This window comes from Bradyrhizobium sp. WSM3983, assembly GCF_000473045.1.
GTDB lineage: Bacteria > Pseudomonadota > Alphaproteobacteria > Rhizobiales > Xanthobacteraceae > Bradyrhizobium.
Genome location: NZ_AXAY01000010.1, coordinates 130834 through 151941, shown reverse-complemented (window position 1 = coordinate 151941; position 21108 = coordinate 130834). Strand labels below are relative to the sequence as shown.

General features: G+C 59.9%; 19 protein-coding genes. 8 read left to right on the top strand and 11 right to left on the bottom strand.

What is annotated here, in order from left to right; genetic code table 11:
- A complete protein-coding gene (locus tag YUA_RS0118265; RefSeq protein WP_051383260.1) occupies positions 1 to 600 on the top strand; it encodes an A24 family peptidase in 600 nt (199 codons plus the stop codon).
- Between the two features lie 133 nt (positions 601 to 733).
- Here the strand turns inward: YUA_RS0118265 and YUA_RS0118260 are convergent, their stop codons facing one another.
- Positions 734 to 1249: a tetratricopeptide repeat protein gene (locus YUA_RS0118260; RefSeq protein ID WP_371259896.1), complete on the bottom strand. Its 516-nt coding sequence runs from the start codon at positions 1247 to 1249 to the stop codon at positions 734 to 736.
- Between the two features lie 217 nt (positions 1250 to 1466).
- Between YUA_RS0118260 and YUA_RS0118255 the strand changes: the two genes are divergently transcribed.
- Entirely contained in the window at positions 1467 to 2168 is a 702-nt protein-coding gene (locus tag YUA_RS0118255) for a WbqC family protein (RefSeq protein ID WP_035971234.1), read from the top strand.
- Between the two features lie 69 nt (positions 2169 to 2237).
- Here YUA_RS0118255 and YUA_RS48370 read toward each other — a convergent pair whose 3' ends face one another.
- Together YUA_RS48370 and YUA_RS48365 are read right to left on the bottom strand one after the other, a co-directional pair.
- The gene (locus tag YUA_RS48370) at positions 2238 to 2729 is read right to left on the bottom strand and encodes a hypothetical protein (RefSeq protein WP_198029452.1); all 492 of its coding nucleotides are present in this window, start codon (positions 2727 to 2729) and stop codon (positions 2238 to 2240) included.
- A gap of 57 nt (positions 2730 to 2786) precedes the next feature.
- On the bottom strand, positions 2787 to 3149 hold the full coding sequence (locus YUA_RS48365) for a hypothetical protein (protein ID WP_156947164.1): 363 nt from the start codon (positions 3147 to 3149) through the stop codon (positions 2787 to 2789).
- Between the two features lie 599 nt (positions 3150 to 3748).
- Between YUA_RS48365 and YUA_RS0118245 the strand changes: the two genes are divergently transcribed.
- Positions 3749 to 4411 (top strand): acetyltransferase, encoded by a 663-nt coding sequence (locus YUA_RS0118245; RefSeq protein ID WP_027531997.1) that lies wholly within the window; start codon positions 3749 to 3751, stop codon positions 4409 to 4411.
- A 14-nt stretch (positions 4412 to 4425) separates the two neighbouring features.
- Positions 4426 to 5349, top strand: coding sequence for a hypothetical protein (locus YUA_RS0118240; protein WP_027531996.1), 924 nt, complete (start codon positions 4426 to 4428; stop codon positions 5347 to 5349).
- 8 nt (positions 5350 to 5357) lie between these two features.
- Here the strand turns inward: YUA_RS0118240 and YUA_RS0118235 are convergent, their stop codons facing one another.
- The 3 genes from YUA_RS0118235 to YUA_RS46945 form a co-directional block, all read right to left on the bottom strand.
- On the bottom strand, positions 5358 to 5996 hold the full coding sequence (locus YUA_RS0118235) for a class I SAM-dependent methyltransferase (protein ID WP_027531995.1): 639 nt from the start codon (positions 5994 to 5996) through the stop codon (positions 5358 to 5360).
- 34 nt (positions 5997 to 6030) lie between these two features.
- Positions 6031 to 7005 (bottom strand): glycosyltransferase family 2 protein, encoded by a 975-nt coding sequence (locus YUA_RS0118230; RefSeq protein WP_027531994.1) that lies wholly within the window; start codon positions 7003 to 7005, stop codon positions 6031 to 6033.
- Between the two features lie 153 nt (positions 7006 to 7158).
- Positions 7159 to 9492: an NF038122 family metalloprotease gene (locus YUA_RS46945; RefSeq protein WP_051383257.1), complete on the bottom strand. Its 2334-nt coding sequence runs from the start codon at positions 9490 to 9492 to the stop codon at positions 7159 to 7161.
- 519 nt (positions 9493 to 10011) lie between these two features.
- Here YUA_RS46945 and YUA_RS0118220 point away from each other — a divergent pair.
- Positions 10012 to 11205, top strand: coding sequence for a CaiB/BaiF CoA-transferase family protein (locus YUA_RS0118220; protein ID WP_027531993.1), 1194 nt, complete (start codon positions 10012 to 10014; stop codon positions 11203 to 11205).
- A gap of 460 nt (positions 11206 to 11665) precedes the next feature.
- Here the strand turns inward: YUA_RS0118220 and YUA_RS0118210 are convergent, their stop codons facing one another.
- Entirely contained in the window at positions 11666 to 13468 is a 1803-nt protein-coding gene (locus YUA_RS0118210; RefSeq protein ID WP_156947163.1) for a hypothetical protein, read from the bottom strand.
- A gap of 154 nt (positions 13469 to 13622) precedes the next feature.
- On the opposite strand from YUA_RS0118210, the gene YUA_RS0118205 reads away from it, so the two are divergent.
- Both YUA_RS0118205 and YUA_RS0118200 read left to right on the top strand, forming a co-directional pair.
- Positions 13623 to 13889 carry a hypothetical protein gene (locus tag YUA_RS0118205; RefSeq protein WP_156947162.1) on the top strand — a complete coding sequence of 89 codons (267 nt, stop codon included), beginning with the start codon at positions 13623 to 13625 and terminating at the stop codon, positions 13887 to 13889.
- Positions 13890 to 13927: 38 nt separating this feature from the next.
- The gene (locus YUA_RS0118200) at positions 13928 to 14701 is read left to right on the top strand and encodes a glycosyltransferase (protein WP_027531989.1); all 774 of its coding nucleotides are present in this window, start codon (positions 13928 to 13930) and stop codon (positions 14699 to 14701) included.
- 100 nt (positions 14702 to 14801) lie between these two features.
- Here the strand turns inward: YUA_RS0118200 and wecB are convergent, their stop codons facing one another.
- Both wecB and YUA_RS0118190 read right to left on the bottom strand, forming a co-directional pair.
- Positions 14802 to 15884: a non-hydrolyzing UDP-N-acetylglucosamine 2-epimerase gene (gene wecB / locus YUA_RS44325; RefSeq protein WP_063627800.1), complete on the bottom strand. Its 1083-nt coding sequence runs from the start codon at positions 15882 to 15884 to the stop codon at positions 14802 to 14804.
- A gap of 36 nt (positions 15885 to 15920) precedes the next feature.
- Positions 15921 to 17207: a class I SAM-dependent methyltransferase gene (locus YUA_RS0118190; RefSeq protein ID WP_084292674.1), complete on the bottom strand. Its 1287-nt coding sequence runs from the start codon at positions 17205 to 17207 to the stop codon at positions 15921 to 15923.
- Between the two features lie 284 nt (positions 17208 to 17491).
- Between YUA_RS0118190 and YUA_RS0118185 the strand changes: the two genes are divergently transcribed.
- Positions 17492 to 18421: an SDR family oxidoreductase gene (locus YUA_RS0118185; protein WP_063627799.1), complete on the top strand. Its 930-nt coding sequence runs from the start codon at positions 17492 to 17494 to the stop codon at positions 18419 to 18421.
- 425 nt (positions 18422 to 18846) lie between these two features.
- On the opposite strand, the gene YUA_RS44320 is transcribed toward YUA_RS0118185, so the two are convergent.
- Positions 18847 to 19221, bottom strand: coding sequence for a hypothetical protein (locus YUA_RS44320; protein ID WP_156947161.1), 375 nt, complete (start codon positions 19219 to 19221; stop codon positions 18847 to 18849).
- Positions 19222 to 19589: 368 nt separating this feature from the next.
- Positions 19590 to 21107: a tripartite tricarboxylate transporter permease gene (locus YUA_RS0118170; protein WP_027531984.1), complete on the bottom strand. Its 1518-nt coding sequence runs from the start codon at positions 21105 to 21107 to the stop codon at positions 19590 to 19592.
- Position 21108 lies beyond the last annotated feature (1 nt).

Sequence of the window (21108 nt, the reverse complement as noted above, 5' to 3'; positions counted from 1 at the left end):
GTGACCAGAGACGATGATGCGCATGACGGGATATGCGCCCCGCTGGTCCTCAGCCTCGCGCTGCTCGTCGCCGTGTTCGCAAGCCTCGTCACGGCCCCCGTCGCGGAAGGCCTCTATGGCGCGTTCCTGGCCGCTCTCATGCTCGCTATCGCGGCGAACGATGCCCGTCATTATCTGATCCCGAACGAACTGACCGGGGCCGCCTTCGCGCTCGCCCTGCTCCGCGCCGCCGCCTTCGTGCCCGATGTGGGCGCCCAGGCGCTGCTCTGGCCCATCGCGCGCGCCGTGGCTGTGGCGCTTCCGCTGCTGCTCCTGATGCTGGCCTACCGGTACTGGAACGGCCGCGACGGGCTGGGACTCGGCGACGTCAAGCTCGCCGGCGTCAGCGGGGCCTGGCTCGATCTTGCGACGGTGGCCGCGGTGATCGAGTTCGCGGCGCTGCTCGCGATCGGCGCCTATGTCGCCAATGCTGTATTGCGCAGGAGGCCGCTGCGCGGAACTGCCTTCCTGCCGTTCGGGCTGTTCCTGGCGCCGTCGATCTGGATCGGCTGGCTGGCCGAGACCTGGTATCTGAACTGGCTCGGCGGCTGGCCCGGCTAAGGCCCGACGCGCTCAGGGTGAATCCTCATTGCAGCGCAGGCGTGAAGCATCCCGCCGGCTGCCATCGTCTACTGTGCATGGGGTTGTTTTCGACTTTTTTGTCGGAGGGGTCGTGGAACCCGTCTGCCCGGCGTCAGTGCTCGCGGCTCGGCGCCCATTCCAGCGCCCGCAGGCGGGCCCGGGCGATCTCCCCGCGCGTCATCTTGGTGGTGACGGCGTCGCGGATCCGAGCCCGGGACTCCCGAACCCGCGGCGGCGACGCAGCGGTCGACAGGTTCAGCCATTTGGAGGCTTCTACGATGTCCTGCGGCACGCCCTGGCCGCGATCGTAGAGCAGCCCCAGCGAATATTGCGCGCGGCTGTCGCCCTGCTCCGCCGCCCGCCGGTACCACATCGCAGCTTCGGTGTAGTTCTTCGGCACGCCGCGGCCGGTCTCGAACAGGAAGCCGAGATAGGACTGCGCCGCCGCGTTGCCGCGCTCGGCGAGCGGAATGAAGACGCGGGACGCCGTCACATAGTCCTGCCGCTGGAAGGCGGAGATGCCATGGCGGAGGGATTGCGCGTGGGCCTGTCCGCCCGCGAGCAGCAGCAGCGCGGCGAACAGTGCCACCACGGTGCCCCGCTTTCTGTAGTCGCCAAGCACCAACAAGATCCGCTCCGCGCGATCGGCCACTGTCGCATCATCCCCAATGACCCGCACCGTAGTCGCCACGTGCGGGAAAATCCATAGCGAGGCGGGCCCACACCGCCGGCGAGTTCGGGCGCAAACATCGGGATGCCGTCGTGCTCCGCAACAATGGGGAGTGAATTCATCGCGCAGGCACTGTAAACACGGTCCTGATGCAACTGCCCCAGAAGTCATAGCTGTGCGAATTTCGATCATCCAATCCTGCTACATTCCCTGGAAAGGCTTCTTCGACCTTATCGGGCAATGCGACGAGTACGTGATTTTCGATCGCATGCAATATGTGAAGCGGCACTGGCACAACCGCAACCGGATCAAGACCGCCAACGGCGTCGAATGGTTGACGATTCCCGTCGTGACCAAGGGACGGTTCGACCAGCCGATCGACGAGGTCGAGATCGAAAAGCCCTGGGCGGAAAAGCACTGGCGGGCACTGGAACTGGCGTACCGTCACGCACCGTTCTTTGACGCCTTGGGACCCCGCGTGCAGGCTTGGTACGAGCGCGCCGACAAGGAGAGGCGTTTAACCGACATTAACGAGCTGTTCACCCGCGAGCTCGCAGGACTGCTCAGCCTGAAGACTAGGATTGTCCGGGACACGATCTATCCCGTCGAAGGCGTGAAGACCGAGAGGCTTCTCGCGATCTCACGAGCCGCAGGCGCCGATCGTTACCTGAGCGGCCCTTCGGCGCGAGCCTATTTCGACGAATCGCTGTTCGACTTGGCCGACATTACGACGGAGTGGATGAGCTACGAAGGCTATCCCGAGTACAATCAACTTTACGGCGCGTTTGAGCACGGCGTGTCGGTGCTCGACCTGCTGTTCAACACCGGCGCCGACGCCGCCCGCTATCTCGAGCGATCGGCGTCCCTGTCGCCCTGACCGGCCTCAGATACGAAAGAGCTCCGGATGACGCGTCACTCGGAGCTCTCGTCGGTGTGGAGGTATCGCCTATTTCAGCGGGATTGCCGTCATCGTGCCGTCGCTTCCATTACCATTGAGGGAGTAGGACGTAACGGTGCCAGAGACGCCCGTCGTATTGCCGCTGATCGCCGATTGACCGACCCGGACCGTAGTCCTGCCGCCGGAGTTGTTAACGCCCGTGGCGTTGTTGTTGGCCTGCGTCCGCATGATCACGACGTTGGTCGTTCCGGCACCAGCTGTCGCTACGATACCGGAAAGCGTGTTGTTGCTAGCTACGCTGTCCTCGATCGCAACGTTGACATTGCCGTTGCTTCCGTCTGCAGCAATACCGAACACGTTGCGATCGGCTACGGCCTTGTTGATCGTGCCCGTGGCAGAGCCGCCCGAACCCGGGACCACGCGAATTCCCGCACCGGTGGAGCCCGTGCCATTGCTGAACATGGTCGTGCGGTTCACTGAAAAGCCCACGCTCGTGGTCGCCTGAATCAGGATTCCCGCCCCAGTGAAGCGTCGGATCACGCAATCCTCGACATGGAGGAAGCCACCCGAATTGAACAAGATGCCGTTGATGCCGGATCACAGACCTTCGATATCGAGCCCCTTCAGGTAGAGGTAGTCAGTTGAAGCGCCAGCGAAGACGATGCCGTTGGTGCCTGAGACCAGAACGCCGGCGGTCCCCGACTCGCACGAGATCGTCAGCGATTTGGTGACGGTGACCGCACCGAACCCACCTGGATCCAGGCAGTTGATTTCGCCCGCCGCGGCGGTTTTCGAGATCGCGCCCGCGAAGGTCTTGCAGGGCGCCGTGCGGCTACAGGGATTGGCATCGTCACCGACGCCGGACACCCAGGTTCGGGTCGCCTGGGCGTTGGCCGGTGCCGACGCCAGGAAAGGCAGGAACAGTCCAATGGCCAAGGCCATCAAGGCAATACGACGCATGGAAGATCTCCTTAAGAAAAGCGAGCTTTTCTCGACCAAGACGAGGGCCCCGAGCAATGTTCAAGGCTTGTCAAGTGTAGGATCAATGGGACCGGTGCTCAGACTTCAGTCATACTTGCTGTCGCATGCGTAGGGGCGCGCCGCCTCGATACATCTTCCCAATGTTCACAGATTTTCGCCCCTGAGATTGCGACACGTGCCAGATCGTCGAAAGGTAGGCCGCCCGGTTCCAGTATCATCGTGACACGCTCCTGAAACCGCCCTGATAGGTCGGCTCGCCCCCCGGTAGAGGTTCAACGATCGAGCACGTTCTCTTTGTGAAAAAGCTCCTCCTTGGCGCCACGACAGACGAGAATGCGTTATATGGCAAATTGAACACGCCATATGGCAAGCTACTCCAGCAAAAGACACTCTAGCCAGGATCGGAAAAGCATGTCTTGGAGGAAGGCGATGACGGGGAATCACCGATCCGGTTCATCAGGCGCAGCCGGTACGCGAGCCCCTCGCCCTTGATACTCAAAAGACCTCCAGCGGTCGTTGACGCGTCCCTCCCAACATCACATTACTTATCCAAGGCACTTACGTGAGGTCCCATAGCGATGCAGAAGATCGTCATTTTTGGCACAGGCGAAATCGCCGAACTTGCCGATTTCTATTTCACGCATGACTCCGATTTCGAGGTTGCGGGTTTCACCGTCGATCAGGCCTACGTCAAGGAGCCCGTGTTTCACGGGCGTCCGCTGGTGCCGTTCGAAAACGTCACGCAGTCGTTTCCACCGTCAGATTTCGGTTTATTCGTTGCGGTCAGCTACTCGAAGCTCAACGAGTTGCGGGCGTCCCGGGTCGCGGTTGCTCGCGCCGCCGGCTATCGGCTGGTCTCCTATGTGAGCAGCAAAGCGACGACCTTTCCCGGCCTGGAGGTCAAGGAGAACTGCTTCATTCTCGAGAACAACACCATACAGCCCTTTGCGCGGATCGGGGCCAACGTCACGTTGTGGAGTGGCAACCATATCGGTCATCATTCCGTGATCGAAGACAACGTTTTCATTGCCTCGCATGTGGTCATTTCAGGCGGGGTCAGGATCGGTCAAGGAAGCTTTCTCGGCGTCAACGCCACCGTCCGCGACCACGTTGCGATCGGCAAGAAATGCGTGATCGGCGCGGGAGCGCTCGTGCTCGAGGATCAACCCGACCTTTCGGTCCTGGCGCCACGCGGCACCGAACGATCACCCGTCCCCAGCAACCGGCTTCGCCGCATTTGAGAGACAGTCGAAAGATGCGCTGGAAGAAGCTCGGACGAATTTTCGTCGCTAACGGCACCTCGGAGTGGGTCCACAGCCACGGCATCGTTCCGATTGCGCGGGCGCTGGATGCGCATCGCTATAGAATCTATTTCAGTCCACGCGACCGGCAGAACCGGTCCAATGTGAGCTGGCTCGATCTTGATATTCGCGATCCGACCAAGGTCCTACGGCTGTCGGAGCATCCGCTCCTGTTGCCTGGGCCGCTTGGATGCTTCGACGACAGCGGGGCCATGGGGTGCTGGATCCTCGAGCATGACGGTGTCGAGCGGCTTTACTATCAGGGGTGGATGCGCGGGGTGACCGTGAGTTTCTACGTCGCGGTCGGCGTGGCCGAACGTCCGGCCGGCAATCCGGATCGTCCCTTTGAACGAATCAGCGAAGGGCCAATTCTAGACCGTTGCCGCCAAGAGCCGGTTTTCATCGCTGATCCTGCGGTCTTGATCGAGGATGGACAATGGCGAATGTGGTATCAGTCCGGGCGCCCGTGGACGCGCCCTGCCGATGTCGCCCTACCATCGTATGACATCCGCTATGCACAGTCGGCTGACGGCTTGAATTGGAACCTGACGGGCATTCAGTCGCTAGCTTTCCAACATCCGGGCGAGGTGGCTATCGCTCGCTTCTGTCCCCTAAGAGAGCGCGATGGAAGCTACAAGGCATGGTATTCATACCGGGCCAACGATTGGGGCTATCGTATCGGCTTCGCAACCTCGACCGACGGCATTTCATGGACGCGCCGCGACGAAGAGGCCGGCATCGAGCGCAATGCCGGCTGGGAAGGCCCGATGATATGCTATCCATTCGTGTTCGATACCGATCTCGGCCGGATGATGCTGTACAATGGCGGACGCTATGGCGACGCCGGGTTCGGGATCGCGGTGCTGGAGCAAGACTAAAGCGAACGTCAGATGCGCCGGACGATCACGGTGAATTCGTAGAGTCCGTAGTCCTGAAGCAGCGCCACTGCCCGCCCGTAATGAAGCAGGCAGTGCGACAGCATCGCGCCGGGATCCGCGTAATACAAATTCGGCGACCGGCGCTCCGGGTCGCTTGACAGGCTGAGAACATTGAACGCGAAGCCGCGTCGCCCCGCTTTGGCTATCGTCTCGATGGTCTCATAGACGTAGCGTTCCCAAGTCTCCTGCAGCACGTCACCCTTGACGTTGAAGATGCCGCTGGCCAGAGCGAAATCTGCAACGGCGTGGGGTTCTGCGCCGACGTGCCACTGGCGATCCGCGCCGTCGCCGTGGATCCGTCGCGCCTCCTCAATCATGGCAGGCGCGATGTCGTAGCCGATAAACGGGCCACGATGTCCGGCGTGGCGAAGGAAGCGGAGGAAGTCGCCATATCCGCAGCCCAGATCGAGAATTGAGCTCTCCGCGGAGCCATCCAGCAGTCGGAGAAATTGTTGATGCCGCAGTTCGTGGGAGGGCGTACCGTTCCAATCCACGCCGCGCGGCGTCGCACCGTGAAGCTGGAGCTTAGAGGTGTAATACGCAGCAACATTGCTCAAAATCGGAGATTCAGAGCCAACCGTCGTCATAGGATTCTCCGACATCTACGTTCTCGGCCCGATGTCATGCCGGGCCTCCCGAGATGGAGCATGAATGATTTTGGAGACTGACCGCTGCGTCATGGGCACGATGGACCGATCGAACCACCGTGTAGGGCCGGCGTTTGACTTCGGCGACCACGTTGGCAATGTAAATTCCCAGAATTCCAAGAATGAGCGTCGTCAGGCCGCCGAAGAACCAGATCGACACGATGATCGACGTGTAACCATCGACGCCGATGCCCGAAAGAAGATAGCGGCTGACATAATATCCGATCGCAAGCGTCGACAGCACAAAAATGCATAAGCCCAGATATAAAACCCCGTAGAGCAACTTCGTCGACGTAGTCGTCAGAAACTTGACCGCCATCGCGACGCGCATTCTGACTGAATAAGTCGTTTGCGACTCCGACAGCTTCTTGACCGGGAGCTGAACCTGCCGAAATCCCGTCACTTGCCACAAATGCGCGATCAAAAACTCCCGATCACGATGACGGATGAGCGCGCGGACGTAGTCGCGCGTCATTAGGCGGGCCACTACGACATTGCGCGGGATGCTGTGATCACTGAGAATGTCTACGAGCGAGAAGAACAGCGCCCCAGTGGCACGCTCGAACAAGCCTCCGCGTCGCGCCGTCTGCACTCCGAACACAACGTCGCAATCTCCCTCCATGTGCCGCACGTAGAAACGCGTGAGAAGCTCGGGCGCCTCCTCGAGATCGCTGTCGATGAGAAAAATGAGATCGCCTGTTGCATGCGCGAGTCCCGTCATCAAGGCCTTATGGTGACCGAAATTGCGGGACAGGTCGACGACAACGACACGAGGGTCCGCTTTGTGGAGCGCTACGGCACGCGACAGGCTGTCGTCAGGCGAGCCGTCGTTCACCATCACGATTTCGATGTCCTGGGTGATGGGCTCGGCGGCGGCAAACGCGCGGCGATAGAACTCGTCAATCGTCGCCTCTGAACGGTAGAGGGTGGTCACGATGGACAGCTTCACGGGGAAAATCCCTCCAGATCATCGAACGTTCCGGGATTTGCCGCATTCTCCAGGCGCGTGCAAGGACAATCTATGCAGGCGGCGGTGGGCCGGACAAGTGTCGAATCGCGCAGATCTCAGCGGCCGTAGGGGCGTGCAATCCGCCACGCCCGGTTAGGTGACGATATGCCATCCGGCACTGTCGTTCACGGTCCCGATCTGCTGATTGACCGCGACCTGCGTCCCGTTCATCTCCCACGCGACGAGGGCATGCGTGGTGGAATTCTCAAACAAGAGATCGGTCTTGTGATCGCCGTTGAAATCGTTCGTGCTGTCGAACGAGAAGCCCGATGCCATCGTTCCGATTTGCGGATTGGCGATGACGTGCGTGCCGTCCAGCTCCCAGATTGCGACGCCCTTCGTGGTGCTGTTGAGCAGCAAGAGGTCGGTCCTGCCGTCGCCGTTGAAGTCGCCAGTGCCGGCGAAGGCCCAGCCGGCCCCAGCATTGATCGTGCCGATCTGAGGATTCGCCATGACCTGGGTGCCGTTCATTTTCCAGATCGCAACACCGTTCGTGGTGCTGTTGAGCAGCAAGAGGTCGGTCTTGCCGTCGCCGTCGAAGTCGCCGGTGCCAGCGAAGGCCCAGCCGGCCCCAGCATTGATCGTGCCAATCTGGGGGTTCGCAGTGACCTTGGTGCCGTTCATCTCCCATATCGCAACGCCATGCGTCGTGCTGTTCAACATCAGCAGATCGGTCTTGCCATCGCCGTCGAAATCCCCCGTGCCGCCGAAGCTCCAGCCTGCTGCTGCATTGATGGTGCCGATCTGCGGATTGGCGGTAACCTGGGTGCCGTTCACGGTCCAGATCGCGACACCATTCGTCGTACTATTGGTCAGCAGCAAATCCGTTTGGCCGTCGCCGTTGAAGTCGCCCGTTCCGGTAAATTGCCAGCCGGCGGATGCGTTGATCGTTCCGATCGTTTGACTCGTAGTGACTTGCGTTCCGTTCATCTCCCAGACAACCACAGCGTGGGTGGTGTCGTTGATCATCAGGAGATCGGAGTTTCCGTCGCCGTTGAAGTCGCCATGTGCCGCATAGTGAAAGCCCGAGGCTATCGTCCCGACCTGCGGATTTGCTGTCACGGTGGCGCCGTTCATCAGCCACACCGCGACCCCCTGGGTACTGCTGTTAAGGAGCAGGTCGGCGGTTCCATTGCCATCGAAGTCGAAAGCATTCGATGTGGCGCTATGATTGTTGGCGCTGACGTTGATGTGAAATGTATCGACGGCGCTCGTATTTCCGGCAGCGTCAGTGACCGTGAATTGAAAGCTATCGGACGCCGGACCGGGGGCCGTCTCATGGTAACTCACCACCCCATTGGAAAGGTCGGCCTCCGTGAAGGAGGTCGTCGGCGTGCCGTTCAGCAGGAGCGTTCCCTCGGCCGGGGACGCGGTAACGGAAAACAGCAGATTGGCGCCGGAACTTGCGTCATCAGTGGCACTGAGAAGGCTGGACGTAATGGTCAGCGTCGCGCCAGGCGCTATGGAGAGCGGGTTATTGACGGTTATCGTCGACGGCTGCGTGTCCGGAGACCAAATGTGAAATCCGAGCGCGTCCAACTGCGTCAAGTCGACGGTCGTCAATTGCTGCAACGTGCTCCCGGTATAATACTCGTTAAATGGATCGTTGGGTCCTTGAACGCCGCTGTTCAGGAAGTCGCTGGGATCCGAATTCCGGCCGTAATCCGCCAGCTTCGTATTGCCGCCATCCAAGGAGAAATAGGCGGCCGGCGCTGTCGAGCTGCCCTGAAACAGACGAACGCCGGGGCTCGTGAAGCGGTAGAGATCGAAGATATCGGGCGTAGAACCGTAAGGCACGCGCCCTAGCGCATGCGTCAGCTCGTGCAAAGCAACACCGACCAGCAAATTTGGATTGATGTCAGTCGCGAAGTTGGCGCTGCCATCGTCGGTCGTGGTGTCGTTGGCGCCGAGCACGCCCCACAATTTCAGTTGTGCATTCCAGACCACGACATTTGATTGGCCCTGAACCGAGCTGCCGCTCGGCAGGCTACTGAATGTCGTATCGCCCGGGCTCGCATTGTTGACCAACATCGAGTGGACCCAGGAATAGCTTTCACCGTAGCCTGAATCCGGTCCTGCCGAAGCCCCGCCCCCGGTGCCGCTATAGTCGATCTTGAGATTGACGGTAATCTTGTCTTTGAGGTCGGAAGCCAGGATGGCTGCGGCTTGCTGGATACCGCTCCTGAAGCTTGCCGGCGCAGCCATCGCGGCCGCATCGAAAATCAAATTGATCGTGAAGCCGTTGGACGTGACCGCAACGACTGAGCCCGAGCTGCCGGTAATCGCGGTCGATCCGTCGGATGACGTTGGAAAATAACTGGCGGAAACCAAATTCCCTGTGACCGTGTAGAACGGGTCATCCGAGTAGATGGGCCTGGTCCAGTCGTCGGGAGAGTCCAGGTCGAATTTCGAATGGCGCGAAATCACTGCTCAATCCTCGTTCTGGTGGCAACCCGCCATCCCGGAGCTCGAATTGGGCGATTTGCGTACCCAATCCGAAAAACTGCCGGCTCCCTCGTCCTTTGGTTTCGCAACTGCTAATATTCCGGATTGTTGGTGGCGCTTACACAGTAGCGAAATTTGTATGGGCCAGGATGATTCTGTATGATTCAGGCCGGTTACTAAATTAACGTTTATTTGGACGCGTTTGTCTTAATTTAGGCAAATGGCGTACCCCGTGCTTCTACGGATCGGCAGCCTGGCCGCGGGGCTCCTCCGTTTGGCTTCCGCACAATCCCCGGCACATCGAGGCTGGAGCGCCGTCCATGATGCAATCCTCAGACGTCGAAAACTGCGTCCGGCTACGTCATGACTTCCACTGTTTGCGCCTGCGCCGCCCGGTGCAAACAGCTCGGGTCTCGTACGCAGCACCAGCGCCTGGATGAGCTTGCCGCCGGCCGTTTCGGCACTATGGTAGGCTCCGATTTGTCCCGGAGCCGGTTCACGATGTCTTTTCCGCATGCCTCGCAAGCCCTGTCACGCTTCACCGTGCTCGATCTCACCCGCGTCCGTTCCGGGCCCACTTGCGTGCGGCAGCTGGCGGACTGGGGCGCCAACGTCATCAAGATCGACGCGCTGCTGGAAGACGCCGCCGGCGAGCAGCCGGGCGGCCCGCGCTGGGGCTCGGATTTCCAGAATTTGCACCGCAACAAACGGGCGATGACCCTGAACCTGAAGGACCCCAAGGGCCTTGCGGTGTTCAAGCGCCTTGCGGCCATGGCCGACGTCGTGGTCGAGAATTTCCGGCCCGACGTGAAGAAGAGGCTCGGCATCGACTATGAGAGCCTGCGCGAGATCAACCCGCGCATCGTCTATGGCAGCATTTCCGGCTTCGGCCAGGACGGCCCCTATCATAAGCGACCGGGCTTCGATCAGATCGCACAGGGCATGGGTGGACTGATGTCGATCACCGGTGCGCCGGGCGAAGGCCCGATGCGGGTCGGCATTCCCGTTGCCGACCTCACCGCCGGCCTGTTCTGCGCCATGGGCATCCTCACCGCGCTGCTCGAGCGCGAGGTTTCGGGCAAGGGGCAATGGGTGCAGACCTCGCTGCTCCAGGCCCAGATCTTCATGCTCGACTTCCAGGCCGCGCGCTGGCTGATGGAGAAGGAAGTCGCCAAGCAGGCCGGCAACAACCATCCGACCAGCATCCCGACCGGGGTGTTCAAAACCTCGGACGGCTATATCAACATCGCCACCACGGGCGGACGGATCTGGGAACGCTGCGCGCAAGCGATCGGCGCGCCGGAACTCTATAGTCATCCCGACTATACAACGGCGCCTGCCCGCTCTGAGAATCGCGACGCCCTCAACGCCGAGATCGAGAAACGGACCGTGACCAAATCGACCGAGACCTGGGTCAATGAACTCAACGAGGCCGGCGTGCCCTGCGGGCCGATCTACGCCATCGACCAGATGTTCGAGGACGCCCAGGTCAGGCATCTCGGCATCGCCCAGGAGGTGCCGAACGAAGAAGACCGCCATCTCCGCCTGGTCGGCCAGCCCGTCACGCTGTCGCGCACGCCCAGCAAAATGGTGGCGCGGCCGCCGGAATTCGGCGAGCAGACTGACGAGGTGCTCACCGAGTTCGGTTTCAATGCCGAGGAGATCGCGAAGCTAAGACAGGCCAAGGTGGTGTAGGCGTCCGCGGCCGACCCGCAAAAAGGCGGGGGCCCTTGCGGAGCCCGCGCACAATTCGCAAAAGCCGGTGCCTCATCAGAACGTCATTGCGGGCTCCGCCGATCATCGTCTCGTTGCCTTGGGTAGCGATGAGGATGCTGCCACCGCCAGCGGTCAGCGCCGTGTATGCTGCAGCGTCGTCAAATCGGTGGTATCGGTGAACTCGGTGAAGCTGCCCGTCGCGGATGAGGAGGTGAAAACCGGCACGTGATTAGTCATGAAAGAATCCTGCCTGCGTTTGCCATGAAGATACCGTCGCATGAGGACGCGGCGACCCGGGCATCGTGGAGGTCGCGATGCGTACCCGTCGTTTCAGCCAAGCCGGTCGCGATATTGTCCAGCGGGAAACGACCTACGCAGCACTGGTGATGCGGCTTCGATTGGAATTTCCTGCACCTATCGGGACGCCAGAATCAATGATTCATCGCCTGATCTGGTAGATTCGGAAAGATAAGTTTTGATATGCCTCGGGAAAAGCCAGCGCCGGCCAGCCAATCGGCCTGACCAGATAATCGACGCCAAATTCCTCGGCAAAAGCACGCCAATAGTTCTCATCTAGTTCTTGCAGGTTACCCAGGCTTGCCGCCGTCGTCCGTTTTCTTTGAAAGTCGGCCAGTCGTTTGTTGTAATCGTTCGCGGCCGTCGTCAGACGGTAAACGGTGAAGACCCCGGTGGCCGACACGACAGGCCGCTCCGATAAGCTTCGCCATGATAGCTCGGGCACGGTTTGCAGCAGAGTAAAGGCAGCCCCGGGAGCAGTATTGTCGCGGGCCCACAGCTGAGCAGCTGCGTAATCCGCGTATTTGCCATTTGAGACGTAAAGCTTGGTTCTATATGCCCCGAGCGTCGCCGACGAGAGCATTGCCGCGACAATCATGGCGCCTCCGATTCGCGGGACGGATAGCGACGCGAGAATCGCGCCGGCTAAACCTACACCGATCGCGCCCCAGGAAAACGAAATCAGATTTTGAAATGCGAGCAGCCACGGCGCGGCGGCCCCGAACGCCGGTACTAGAAATGGGTAAACTTCACTAATTACGACCGCAACAGAGATAACGGCGCCAACGATGGCGCCAACTTTTCCGCCACGCACAGCTGTTGTAGCGGCAATCAGTGTGATCGCATTCGTTCGAAACAGAGCGAGCGAAACGGCAAGAATCTTAACTGGGTTCCCGGTCTGAATAGCTTTCCAGAAGCTTGATGCGACAAAAGGTAGAGAAACGAGCACCAGCAGAATGATTGAGCGGCTCGCGATCACCGACATCACCGGAGGGATCAAGAATAAAACGGCCAAAAAATGTACCGCCGTCATGGCAGATGACATTATCAGAGCTACGATGAAAAATCGGTCCCTGGTGTTGGCCAATGTCACCAGGCTGGCAATGCAAAGCGCCGAGCTAAGAAGCGAAGAAATGCCGTATGGATACTCTGCACCCCAAGGGCGCACATGTTGGTTGGCCAGAAGCGACGCGGTCTGATCGGCTGAGACAAAACTTACACCGCGCGTTGATAGTATCATCGGCACGGCCGCGGACGCTGCGATGACGACCGATGCTATGGCAGGTTCGACGAACAGCCGGAAATTTCGGGTCGCGACGCTATCATAAGCCACAAACGGAACGACGATGGCGGTAGCCAGCATACCCATGATTGGATGTATCATCGCTCCGATCAAAAGCGAAACGTAGCTGCGAAACCGCTCCCCCCGATATGCAGACGAAAAGGCGAAAACCAGAAACGGAAGTGCAATCCAATTGGCATAAGGCATCCATTCGAGTCCGCCAATTAAAGAGAGATTCCAGAACTGTGGATTCCAGCAGATCGTCATGGCCGCTGTGAGCCAAGCCAATAAATGCGATCTCGTAACGGCGGACGAGAAATGGAACATGGCCAACGCCAACCCAACAGTCTGCCAGACGGTGAAGATTTTGAAGAATAATATCGGGTGAACGTGGAGAAACTTGTAGGTGAGGGCCGGAATCCAAGAGACGGCTGAGGCCAGCGAGATCGGCGCCCACGCCTGCATAAATACGTCCGCGGAGAATTCGCTTTCGCGCGCGAAATAAATCGAAATTGCTTCTAGGCTGTCGTCACCAGACACCATTGCCAGTCGGATATTCCAATCTCCGACTCTCGTCACAATGATCACATAAGCAACCAAGGCTAGCAGCAGGTAGCTCAGTGCTTTGGTTGCCCTGCCCGATATCCACAGTCCCGATAACACGTCTGTCAGCCCGCTTTTTTGTAAAAGTTGTCGATCCGTACACCACACCCTCTAATCGAGCAATCGTTAACCTACGGAACCAGCATGTCGCGCAATGTGGGACAATGCTCTGCTCTTGCTAAGCAAACTTGAGGGGACGGCTCGGAAGGCCGTGGTGCAGAACGACCACAGGAGTCAGGAAAGGGAATACTATCTTGGCCACGTCAATCAGGCCTTCCGTGGCGTGCTGCTGGACCCCGGCAAGCATGTCGTCGAGACGCTATACCCCCGGACATTCTTGACAGGCAAGATATTCTCGATCATTGGGCTTGCCGTCCTGCTTTGTCTCGTTCTATTCCGGCAGTGGATTGATCCGCGGCCGGCGGCCATGATGGGAAGGGCCGCTGACGGCGCTTCTGCACAGGTCCGGCTGGCCGGATAGTGGATCCTGTATCGGTCAGCCCTGTTGGAGATCTGCACTTGCAAGACCCCGCCGACACCTCGTCCGTTGCTGCGAGCTCCCACCCAGCGGAGAGTGCAGAAAAGCTGCCGAGCTTTTGTATTGCGCTGCCCACCTACAATGAGGCGGCCGCGATCGAAAACTGCGTGACGAACATTTCTTCATTCCTGAGCACGGTCCCCACGCGCACGGCGATCATTGCCGTCGACGACGGCAGCAGCGACAAGACCTGGGAGATCCTGCTTCAGCTCCAGCGCAAGTTCCCCTCGCTCATTCTCGATCGCCATGCTCAGAACGGCGGTTACGGCGCAGCCCAGCGGACCCTTTGCAGGGTCGCGGCCGAAAATGGTTTCGAATACGCGCTGGTCATGGATGCGGACGGAACGCAGGCGCCGCATTTCATCGCCAACTTCTTCGAACCCATGCGGCACCGTATCGATCTGGTGAAGGCGACCCGGTACGATAAGGGGGGCACAGTCAAAGGCGTTTCCTGGCAGCGCTACTGGATTTCTCGTGCGGGAAATCTGCTTGCCCGGATGGTGATGGGCCTGCCAATCACCGACTTTACGAACGGCTTTCGCGCGATCCGTACGCAGGCCTGGGCCAGAATCCCGACAACAGAGCGAGGCTTCATCGTCCTGATCGAGGAGATCTATCTTGCGGGCAAGATGGGCTTCAGCTTCGCCGAAGTGCCCTACATCCTGACCGTGAGACAAGAGGAGGGATCGGAGTCGAAATTCACCTACCAGTGGAGCATCTACTGGCGCTATCTCCATTACATCTTCAAAAGATGATGTCGCCGGAGACCGTCACCCCGTCTCCAGCATCCATGGCCAGGGATAGCCGGCCTCCCATCGAGGCCGGCAACCCGTTCGGCGCCCGTCTTCAGCCCGCTCAGAACCAGTTGGTGATCTGGCTGCGGATGCAGTTGACCACAACCGAAGACGCCGCGAAGTTCTCGTTGAAGTCGTAGCGTACCTGCCAATCCTGACCGGTCACCGTCTCCACTGCGTCCACAAGGTTGGACACTTCCATGCCGCCGACCACGACGGCGCCAGCCTCGACAGTCTCCGGTCGTTCCGTGGTCATGCGCAGGCTGACGCATGGTACCTTGTAGAACAACGCCTCTTCCGGGGCGGTGCCGGAATCCGAAAGCACACAGAAGCTCTCTGAGAGTAGCTTGTTGAAATCGTAAAATCCGAGCGGCGCCATGACGCGAACACCGTCTGCGATCTTGATGTCCTTTAGCTTGCTCTTGGTGCGCGGGTGCATGGGATAAATCACCTCACGCTTGAAGCGGCGCGCCATCTCCCCGAAGGCCTCGAACAGGCGCGCGAGATAGACCGGATTGTCGACGTTCTCGCTGCGATGCGCGGTGACCAGAATGTAGCCCTTCGGCGACAGGTTCATGCGCTTGAGAACGTCGCAAGCCTGGATCTGCGGCAGGAAGTGACGCATCACCTCGAAAGTCGGATTGCCGGACAGGAATATCTTCGAGGGATGAATGTTCTCACGGAGAAGATTCTCTCGATGATAGGTATTGAATGGCAGCAAGATGTTGCTCATGTGGTCGATCAGGATGCGGTTGCGCTGCTCCGGCATCCGCTTGTCCCAAGCGCGTAGCCCGGCTTCCATGTGGAATATCTTGATGCCGCGCTGTGCCGCCGGCATCACCGACAGTCCGCTGAACGTATCGCCGAGGATCAGCAGGGCGTCCGGCTTGTGCTGTTCGAACAACTGATCGGACTTGATGATCACGTCGGCGACTTCGCGCGAATAGCTCGAGGTGTCGATATTGAGCTGATGGTCCGGCTCGCGCAGCTCGAGATCGCGGAAGAAGAAATCCTTGAGCTCCGGCGTGAAATTCTGGCCGGTGTGAACCATGATGTGCTCGAAGTTCAGGGCATCGAGCTTTTTGAACGTCGACCACATCTTGATCATTTCCGGCCGCGTGCCGAAAATCGACATAACTTTCATTCTAGTCTCCGACTTTTACCGGGCAATTTAGTTTTTCTAGAGCAGGTCATCCGACGTCGGATAGAACGTTATCCGCACATCGGGAAGCGGTACCATCAACCGGCCGCCTTGCGCGACGTAGTCTGCGCTCTTCGCCGCAATTTCGTTGAAGAAACTCCAGGCAAAGATCAGCAGATAATCCGGAGGATCCGTACGCAGCACGTCGTTGCTGCGGATCATGACATGCGAACCAGGCGTCGAATAGCCATGCTTTGCGGGCGCATCGTCAATCATGTATTCGAGGTGTTCGCGCCCGATCCCGCAATACTGGATAATGGTGTTGGCACGGCCGGACGCGCCGTATCCGGCGATCGTACGGCCCTTTGTGCGCAGCCGCGTAAGCAGATCCATCAGCCTTTCGCGACGGTCGGCGCAGTTTGCGGCAAAGGTCGTATAAGTCTCCGCACGGTCATAGCCAAGCGCCCGCTCCTCGTTCCGCAGATTGTGCACGCGGACCGAGATGTCCTTGGCGTGGAAACTGTTCTTCTTGCAGACATAGTAACGCATCGAGCCGCCGTGGATCGGTATCGGCTTGATGTCGAAGACTGTCATGCCGTGACGGGCAAAATGATTTTCGACCGCAAGCAGGGAGTAATAATACAGGTGCTCGTGATAGATCATGTCGTACTGGAGATCCTGGATGATCTTGCCGAGATAGTGCACCTCGAAGACAAAGACGCCGTCGTCCTTCAGGATTTTCTCTACCGCCCGCGTCACGCCGTTGATGTCAGGAATGTGCGCGAACACATTGTTGGCGAGAACCAGATCGGCCTTGCCGAAACGCCCGATCAACTCCTCGGCGAGCGATTCGTTGAAGAAGCCATGTACCGTGTTGATTCTCGGATCGTCGATCGTCTTCAGAATATTGAGCGCAGGATCGACGCCGATGAGATTGGCGATACCCTGATCCGCCAGCGGCTTCAGGAGGATGCCGTCATTGCAACCGAATTCGAGCACCGTGGCATGGCGCGGCGTGACAAATCGCGCCACCACCTCCGTCGCGTAGTCGTTGAAATGCTCCCTTAGCGTCCGGATCGCCGACGAGAAGTAGAAATAGTCGGCAAAGAGAAGGCTCGGATCGACCTTGTCGGGAACCTGGACCGCGTAGCAGCTCGGGCAGAAACACACCCGCAGCCGGAATTTCGATTCCCTGGCGAACGCTTCTTCCTTCAAGAACCCGCCGGCGAGCGCCACGTCGCCGAAATCAATGACTTCTACCAGACCCTCTGCCTCACAAAATGCACATCGGCCATTCTGGGGGTCAATCGGATGCAATCTTTCCATAACGACTGTCGAGGTCCTACTTGATGGGGGCGAGCCCCGAGATTAGGTCCAGTTGCGCGGCAGTTGGCGAATTTTATAGCCAGCAAGCCCTATGCACCAGCCGTGCGCCTGATGGCTCGAACTTGTCAAGCGGGACCGAACCACTGAGCGGACGGGAAATGACACATCGACCAGCCTTCGGTCCGGGCCCGCCCTCGCGAAATCCGGATTTTCTTGACAGACCGGTGAGATAGATGCCATCCGCTGAGATACTCGGCCACGTTAATCGTGAGTGGAAATGAAGAATGTCACCGGAATTGCCGCCTGATTCACTTACGGCTCGCCGCGTCCCGCACGTGCTCGTGCTCGGGGCGACCGGTATGCTCGGGCACAAGCTTGTCCAGAGGCTGGCGGCGCAGGGCTTTCAGGTTTCCGGAACGATTCGTTCGTCGTCGATTCCTGACACGCCCGCGGCCCGTCTGGCCCTGGCTGGCGCACACCAGATCCAGCCGAATGTAGATGTTCTGCAGGACGCGGCCCTCCAGGCCGCGATCGAGATGGCAAATCCTGATCTCGTGATCAATGCGGTCGGCGTCATCAAGCAGACCGATCTGGCAAAGGATGCCATTACTTCGATTGCCGCCAACGCGATGCTTCCACACAGAGCCGCAGCACTCTGCCGGAAGCGCGGGGCTCGCATGATACAATTCAGCACCGATTGTGTGTTCGCCGGCCGGAAAGGTCCGTTTTCAGAAGACTCGCCGACCGATGCCGAGGATCTGTACGGACGCAGCAAGCTGCTGGGCGAAGTTTCGGGGCCCGGCTGCCTGACCATTCGGTCGTCCATCGTCGGCAGGGAACTGCGCGGACGCTCCAGTCTGATCGAATGGTTCATGTCGCAACGCGGCGGGCACGCGAAGGGATTCGCCGGCGCTCTCTATACCGGTCTCACGACCAGTGCCATGTCGGATCTGGTCGGAAAATTGATTACGGAACATCCGGACGTCGACGGCGTTTGGCACGTTGCCTCGGATCCGATCAGCAAATACGAGCTTTTGCAGATCGTGAACGCTCAATACGGGCTCGGCGTGACCCTCGATCGCGATGATAAGTTTTTCTGTGATCGCAGGCTTGATGGCAGCAACTTCGCCAAGCGAACCGGATTCCATGCACCCGACTGGCAAACAATGATCAGGGAAATGCATGGCGATCCGACGCCCTACGATGAGCATTGAACGCCAGCGGTCGTAGGGGCCGCATTTCGCTCGGTCGATACGACCAGCGTACCATGAGCCGCAGACAGATCGACATCGATCGATGCACGGAGAACGATGATGCCATCCGGGGCGGCTTGGGACGGGCTCCAGGCCGGGAAGCGAGACTCCAGCGGATAGAGCGGCAGGTTTCCGACCGGTGCGAACCCGCATACCGGAGCATCACGGCAGACAGGACCAGCAGCGCGCGACCAAGCCTGACGAATCGCGTCATGAGCAGGAGGGAGCCGAGTACGCCGAGGCCGATCAGGAAATTCAGCGGCAGCGCCATGATGCCGAGCGGCTTGGATCGAACGAAGAACACGGTTTCCTCCGGCCAGAAAGATGATCGTCATATCATCGATTGACGAAGAACACAGTTTTCGCCCCAGGCAGCTGGGGATAGCTCAGGCGCGAGCGAGGCGCGCGGCCAATTCGGCACATTGATTGCGAATGTTGGGAATCGCGATGATTTCCCAGAAGGCTGCACGCGTCAGAGGCCCAACGGCGAAAAGCCGATGCGAGGGCAATCCGTTCCCATCAATGATCGCGCAATCGACACTGACGTCGATCCCGATCCCCAGCGGATCGATATGCGCCCGGCCTTCCTTCAGCCGGATGCGCACCACGGGATTCGCGCTCGCGCGTGGATCCTCCCCCACGCCCGTGCAGTCCACGACGGCCCGGACCTGCATCCCGCGGACGTCGCGCTCGCCGCAGGGGCGATATTGAACCGATACCCCGTCTTCGTTTGGCGTCAGGACGACCAGCTTCGCTGCCATGATCTTCAATTTCCGCTCGGCAAGGGCGCTTGCGATCCGGACCTCCACCTTCGGGGGCCATGCGATGACGACGAACGTCCCACCAGGCGCGCGCATGTTCGAGAAAGTGTCGCCGCGACGGCACCGAGAGCTCGCGCCAGATGCGCTGGGTATGCTGGGTATAAGGACGAATGGCATCGACGACACTGCGCCAGTCGCTGCCTTCAGCCATATGCGCATCGAGCGTGCGTCGGAACCATGGGACAGCAGCTGCCCAAGGGCTGCGCCACGCCAGCAACATCCAGAAGCAAACATGTCAAAGTGGCGTCCCGACCGAAACACCACCGATTCGCTATGTCGTTGATATCAACTAATATTGCCCGACAGGCCTAGCACGACGTCGCCCTTGTCCGCTGCGTCCATCGGACGCGACCCAGCAAAGCATCGATCGCCGGCCAGAACAGCAGCACGATCGCCAGCGTCGTGATCGAGCCGACCAGACCGTTCGACCAGAACACTTTGAGGTCGCCGCCGGAGCCGATCATCGACAGCCGGAAGGCGTCCTCGGCACGGTTGCCGAGCACAAGCGCCAGCGTGAACGGCGCCAGCGCAATGCCGATCTTCTTGAAGACGTAACCGACGACACCGAAGCCGAGCATCAGCCAGATGTCGAACATGGCGTTCTGGATCGCATAGGCGCCGATCGCGCAGGATACCACGATCATCGGCGCCACCGCCGCGAACGGCACACGCAGGATCGAAGCGAAGATCGGCACCGTGGTCAGCACCAGCACGAGGCCGACGACATTGCCGAGATACATCGAGGCGATCAGGCCCCAGACGAAATCCTTGTGCTCGACGAACAGCAGCGGTCCGGGATTGAGCCCCCACACCATCAAGCCACCGAGCAGGATCGCAGCCGTGCCAGAGCCGGGAATGCCTAGCGCCAGCATCGGCAGCAGCGCGGAGGTGCCGGAGGCATGCGCCGCGGTCTCCGGCGCGAACACGCCCTCGATGCGGCCCTTGCCAAAGCTCTCGGGATCCTTGGCGAAGCGCTTGGCGAGATTGTAGCCCATGAAGGACGCCGCGATCGCGCCGCCCGGCGTGATGCCGAGCCAGCAGCCGATGAAGGAGGAGCGCAGCAACGTCACCCAGTATTTCGGCAAGTCCTTCCACACGCTCAGCACCACACGCAGCGAGATGCTCGCGGCATGACCGCGCAGCGCCAGCCGCTCCTCCATGGTCAGCAGGATCTCGCTGATGCCGAACAGGCCGATGACGGCGACGAGGAAATTGATGCCGCGCAAAAGCTCGGACGAGCCGAAGGTCATGCGCAACTGACCCGACACCGTGTCCATGCCGACGCCGGCGAGCAGAAGCCCGAGCGACATCGAGATAACGGTCTTGTGCTTGGCCTCGCGCCCGAGGCCGACGAAGGAGCAGAAGGTCAGCAGATACACCGCGAAGAACTCGGGCGGGCCGAACTTCAGCGCAAAGGACGAGATCATCGGCGCGAGGAAGGTGATCAGCAGCACCGCGACCAGCGAGCCGATGAAGGAGGACGTGAACGCCGCGGTCAGTGCTTCCGCCGCCCTGCCCTGCTGCGCCATCGGATAGCCGTCGAAAGTGGTGGCGACCGACCAGGCTTCGCCCGGGATGTTGAACAGGATCGAGGTGATGGCGCCGCCGAACAGAGCGCCCCAGTAGATGCAGGACAGCATCACGATCGCCGAGGTGGGATCCATCGTGAAGGTGAGCGGCAACAGGATCGCGACGCCGTTGGGGCCGCCGAGCCCGGGCAGCACGCCGACAAAGATGCCGAGCACCAGCCCGATCATCATCAACGCGAGCGTCTTCCACGTCAGCAGGACGGCGAAGCCGTGAAGCAGGAGACCGAAAGCTTCCATC